The organism is Azotobacter armeniacus (assembly GCF_054779355.1).
The window spans coordinates 1-4606 of sequence record NZ_BAAGYK010000097.1; the positions used below are offsets into that span (position 1 = coordinate 1).

Annotated in this window: 6 protein-coding genes and 1 pseudogene; 5 read left to right on the forward strand and 2 right to left on the reverse strand. The window is 63.2% G+C overall.

Annotation, left to right across the window (positions count from 1 at the left end; all coding sequences use genetic code 11):
• Positions 1-172: 172 nt before the first annotated feature.
• The 3 genes and pseudogenes from ACYVD0_RS13305 to ACYVD0_RS13315 all read left to right on the forward strand — a co-directional run.
• Positions 173-574, forward strand: a pseudogene (locus tag ACYVD0_RS13305) (nuclease-related domain-containing protein); the annotation flags it as partial.
• Positions 575-576: 2 nt separating this feature from the next.
• Positions 577-933 (forward strand): RhuM family protein, encoded by a 357-nt coding sequence (gene rhuM, locus ACYVD0_RS13310; RefSeq protein ID WP_460427249.1) that lies wholly within the window; start codon positions 577-579, stop codon positions 931-933.
• Between the two features lie 102 nt (positions 934-1035).
• Positions 1036-2568 (forward strand): SLC5/6 family protein, encoded by a 1533-nt coding sequence (locus ACYVD0_RS13315; protein WP_460427245.1) that lies wholly within the window; start codon positions 1036-1038, stop codon positions 2566-2568.
• 21 nt (positions 2569-2589) lie between these two features.
• On the opposite strand, the gene ACYVD0_RS13320 is transcribed toward ACYVD0_RS13315, so the two are convergent.
• Complete coding sequence (locus tag ACYVD0_RS13320; protein ID WP_460427250.1) at positions 2590-2844, reverse strand: AAA-type ATPase lid domain-containing protein; 255 nt, start codon at positions 2842-2844, stop codon at positions 2590-2592.
• A gap of 120 nt (positions 2845-2964) precedes the next feature.
• Between ACYVD0_RS13320 and ACYVD0_RS13325 the strand changes: the two genes are divergently transcribed.
• Both ACYVD0_RS13325 and ACYVD0_RS13330 read left to right on the forward strand, forming a co-directional pair.
• The gene (locus ACYVD0_RS13325; protein WP_460427246.1) at positions 2965-3579 is read left to right on the forward strand and encodes a LemA family protein; all 615 of its coding nucleotides are present in this window, start codon (positions 2965-2967) and stop codon (positions 3577-3579) included.
• Positions 3576-4298 carry a TPM domain-containing protein gene (locus ACYVD0_RS13330; protein ID WP_460427247.1) on the forward strand — a complete coding sequence of 241 codons (723 nt, stop codon included), beginning with the start codon at positions 3576-3578 and terminating at the stop codon, positions 4296-4298. Before ACYVD0_RS13325 ends, ACYVD0_RS13330 begins: the two co-directional genes overlap by 4 nt.
• A 46-nt stretch (positions 4299-4344) precedes the next feature.
• On the opposite strand, the gene ACYVD0_RS13335 is transcribed toward ACYVD0_RS13330, so the two are convergent.
• Positions 4345-4606: RNA-guided endonuclease InsQ/TnpB family protein (locus ACYVD0_RS13335; protein WP_460427248.1), on the reverse strand; the 262-nt coding region annotated here is incomplete at its 5' end.

The following is a 4606-nucleotide window of genomic DNA, read 5'->3' on the forward strand; positions in this document are numbered from 1 at the left end:
CGCCGCGTGTTCACGCGCTACGACAAGCTTGACCTCATGTACGCCGCCTTCATCACTGTGGCTCTTATCGCTGAGGCCCTACGTTAGTGTTAACAGGCCCTAGTAGAACCAGACCCGTCATGAGCAGTAGAAAGAGGATGTCTCTCCCATCATTCAGCCAGTCTGAGGCACGTTGATCTGGCTCATCCCCTTAATTCTGCTGATCGGCTTGCTCAAATCCCCCTGGGCCAAGGGGCATATCGGCGAGTGGCTGGTCCGCCTCTTTGCCCACTGGATGCTCGACAGGCCAACCTACGACCGCCTGCATAACGTCACCCTGACCACGCCGGACGGCACCACCCAGATCGACCATGTGTTCGTGTCCCGCTACGGCATCTTCGTGCTGGAAACCAAGAACATGCAGGGCTGGATCTTCGGCAGCGAGCATCAGGCGCAGTGGATGCAGAAGATCTACAAGCGCAGCTACAAGTTCCAGAACCCGCTGCGCCAGAACTTCAAGCACTTGAAGGCACTTGAAGCGGCGCTCGGCACCGCTCCCGAGCATCTGCACTCGGTCATCACCTTCGTCGGCGGCAGATCCAGCTCGCCCCGCAGGCAACTGCTAAGAATTTCTTAGCAGTTCAAACCGAAGGCAAAAGGCAGGTTCGACGTACGCTCAAGCATTACAACCTTGACGCCATCATTTCCGTTGCCTATCGGGTGAACTCCAAGCGTGGCGTACAGTTCCGCCAGTGGGCCACCCGCCTGCTCAAGGAACACCTGACCCGCGGTTACACCCTCAACCGCGAGCGCTTCGAGGCCAATGCCTGCGAAGCGCCCAGAACCGGGTTTCCACACGGGAGCATGGGAACCATCAAAATTCGCTCCCGCCCCCGTCATGCGACTGCCCTGCCTCCCGCCCAGGTGGGGCCAACTGCACGCCACTCCCCATAAAGCGGCCCTATCAGAATAGCCTTTCCAATTTGCCCTTCGCCGATAGCTATGGTTTATTGGCCCGTCGATTCAGGCGTCAAAACAAAAAGCAGGAATTCGACAATGACGGAACTTCATTTTGCGGACTATGCCGTGCTGGCGGTCTATCTGGTGGTGGTGATCGCTGTGTGCGTGCGTGTGGCACGGGCCAGTCCGGACACCGAGGAGCTGTTCCTGGCCGGCCGTTCGCTGGGCTGGGGGGTAGTGGGGCTGTCGCTGTTCGCCTCGAACATCTCATCGACGACGCTGATCGGCCTGCCGGGCGCGGCCTGGCAGTCCGGGATCGCGGTCGCCAACTACGAATGGATGGCCGCCGCGGTCCTGCTGTTCTCCACCTTCACCGTGGTCCCGATCTTCCTCGGCCGACGGATCACCACCATTCCCGAGCTGCTCGAACAACGCTTCGACGGGCGCATGCGCCGCTACCTGTCCGGGGTGACCATCTTCCTGAGCATCGTGCTGGATACCGCCGGCAGCCTGTACGCGGGGGCCGTGGTCCTGATGCAGTTCGTGCCAGGGCTGAGCCTGATCCCGACCTGTATCGGCATCGCGCTGTTCACCGGCCTCTATACCGCGGCCGGCGGCCTGCGCGCCGTCGCCTATACCGACACGCTGCAGACAACGGTGCTGCTGATCGGCTCCGCCGTGCTCGCCTGGATCGTATTCGGCCAGTTCGACCACTCCTGGAGCCAGGTCAGCGCGGCGCTGGGAGAGGAACGCCTGTCGCTGATCCGCCCCCTGGACGACCCTGAGCTGCCCTGGCTCGGCACCCTGATCGGCCTGCCGATCCTCGGCTTCTACTACTGGACCATGAACCAGTACGTCTCGCAGCGGCTGCTCGGCGCCCGTGACATGCGCGCCGCCGGCTGGGGCGCCGTACTCGCCGCCAACCTGAAACTGCTGCCACTGTTCATCATGGTCCTGCCGGGAGCCATGGCGGCGGTGCTGCTGCCGGATCTGGAGCGCGCCGACGCGGTGTTTCCACAGCTGATCGCCCACTATGCGCCGGTCGGACTCGCCGGCCTCATTGTCGCCGGGCTGCTGGCGGCGATCATGTCGAGCATCGACTCGGCGTTGAACTCGGCCTCGACGCTGATCACTCTGGACTTCATCCAGCACCGCCACCCCTCCACGGATGCCCGCCGCCTGGCCCGCACCGGCCGGGTCGTGACCCTGCTGCTGGTGGTGCTCGCGGCCAGCTGGGCGCCAGCCATCGACAACTTCCCCGGTCTCTTCGCCTATCTGCAGCAGGGTTTCACCTACATCGCCGCCCCCATGGTCGCGACCTTCATCCTGATGTTCGTCGGTCGCCGCGTCGGTCCGCGCGGAGCCCTCTACGGCACCGCGACTGGCCATGCGCTGAGCGCAGCCTGGTTCGCCGCAAGCCAGGCCGGGCTGATCGAGCTGCATTTCACCATCGTCGCCGGTGTGCTGCTGCTCGCGACCCTGCTCGCCTGCCGGATCTGGGCGGGGCTGCTCGGAGAGCCCGTACAGGAGCCGCTGACACAGCCCCGCGCGGCGGTGCCTCGCACACTGCTCCTGGGCGCCGGGCTGACTGCCCTGCTGACCCTCGTCATAGTCGCGGGCTTCTGGTAGGCGCCGGCCTGCCGTGAGGCGTCAGCAAAACACCTTGTCGTTAAGGTTGTGCCGGGCAATGTGCAAGCCCAGGTGGGCGGCGGTTTCGGTCATGTTGTCCCAGTGCCGCTTGAGGGCCTCGACGATCAAGTCGTATTCCGCTTGCCCCGGGCGGACGTCGAGGATGCCGCTCTCGGCGAGGATCACCGCCCACTCGATGACGCTCTCCAGCTCACGTACGTTGCCCGGCCAGCGGTAGCGCATCAGCTTGCGGCAAAAGCTGGATTCAAACGGGATCGTGGCCCCCTGATATTCCCAGCCTTTTCAAACAGGCTGGCCGGGAGGCTCTAGACTGCTAATGGTCTACCGGCATAACCGGTTGTGAGGCCCAGTCAATCAGCAAGACGGGACACGCGGATGATCCATTCCAAGCAAGGCTATCGGCTCCAGTGGCGGCTGGCCACGATCCTGCTCATGTCATGGCTCCTGGCGGGCTGCGGTATCAACGACATTCCTACCTACGACGAACAGGTGAAGGCTGCCTGGGCGCAGGTGCAAAACCAATACCAGCGGCGCGCAGACTTGATTCCCAATCTGGTGGAAACGGTCAGGGGCTATGCGCAGCATGAGCGGGAAACCCTTACCGCGGTAATCGAGGCGCGGGCCAAGGCCACCTCCATCCAGGTGGATGCCGGCACCCTGGATAATCCACAGCAGCTGCAGCAGTTCCAGCAGGCGCAGGACCAGCTCAGCGGCGCCCTGAGCCGGTTGATGGTGGTGGTCGAACGCTATCCCGAGCTGAAGTCCAACCAGAACTTCCTCGCCCTGCAGTCCCAACTGGAGGGCACTGAAAATCGTATCGCGGTGGCACGCCGTGACTTCATTGCCGCGGTGGAGCGTTACAACACCGAGATCCGCACCTTCCCCGGACGCATCTGGCATAGCGTGCTCTACAGCGACATGCCGATCCGCGAAAGCTTCGAAGCCACGACTCAGGATGCGGAACAGGCACCGCAAGTCCAGTTCAGATGAGACCGGCACAAAGGCTTGTTCAGGGCATGCTGCTCTGCGCCTGTGCCCTTGCCGTCCAGGCACAGGAGGCCAGCTTCCCAGCCTTGAGTGGTCGAGTGGTAGACCGTGCCGAGTTGCTCGATGCAACGACCGAAGCTCGCCTGACCCAGATGCTGGCTGCCCATGAGCAGGCAACCGGCGATCAGTTGGTGGTAGTCATCGTCCCGGATCTGCAAGGGCGCAGCATCGAAGAGTTTGGCGTCGAACTGGGCCGCCGCTGGGGCATCGGTCAGAAGGGCAAGGACAACGGTGCGCTGCTGATCGTCGCGCGTGACGAGCGGCGGGTCCGCATCGAGGTTGGCTATGGCCTGGAAGAGCGCCTGACCGACGCCCAGTCCGCGCTCATCATCCATAACATCATCATTCCGGCCTTCAGGCAGGGCGATTTTGCCCGCGGCGTCACCGAGGGCGTGGCGGCGATGGTCTGGGTACTCGGCGGCAAGCCCCTGCAAGGCGAACAAGGATTGATCGCCGATAGCCAGGATGCGGATGAGCCGTCGCCAATACTGTTGGTGTTGTTGCTGGTGATCATCCTGATGCTTATCCGTGGCGGGCGCGGCCGCAGCGCTTTGATAGCAGGCGCACTGCTGGGCAGCATGCGCCATGGCGGAGGCGGGGGCGGTGGTTTTGGTGGGAGAGGCGGCGGCTTTGGTGGCGGCGGAGCCTCCGGTGGCTGGTAAGGATACGGTTGACTGCTCCCCTCCCTAAAGGAAGGGGATTCCCAATTCACTGAGAACAGGACACGGATACTTGACCCATGCCGCTTACATTCTCTCCAAGGGCTAACACCGCCAGCCCGGCGGCTTTCACGTTGATCGCGGCGTTCACGTCGCGGTCATGCTCGGTTCCGCACTCCGGGCAACTCCAGCGGCGAACATCCAGCAGCAGGCGCTCAAGGATATGCCCGCAGCAGGCACAGCGTTTCGAGCTGGGGTACCAGCGGTCGATCTGGACGATCTGCCGACCGGCCCATTCGCCCTTGTATTCC

Bases quoted from the DNA above. Each gene is read 5' to 3' on its own strand.
- ACYVD0_RS13325 (WP_460427246.1), top strand. From the start codon at position 2,965: ATGATCCATTCCAAGCAAGGCTATCGGCTCCAGTGGCGGCTGGCCACG.
- ACYVD0_RS13315 (WP_460427245.1), top strand. From the start codon at position 1,036: ATGACGGAACTTCATTTTGCGGACTATGCCGTGCTGGCGGTCTATCTG.
- ACYVD0_RS13330 (WP_460427247.1), top strand. From the start codon at position 3,576: ATGAGACCGGCACAAAGGCTTGTTCAGGGCATGCTGCTCTGCGCCTGT.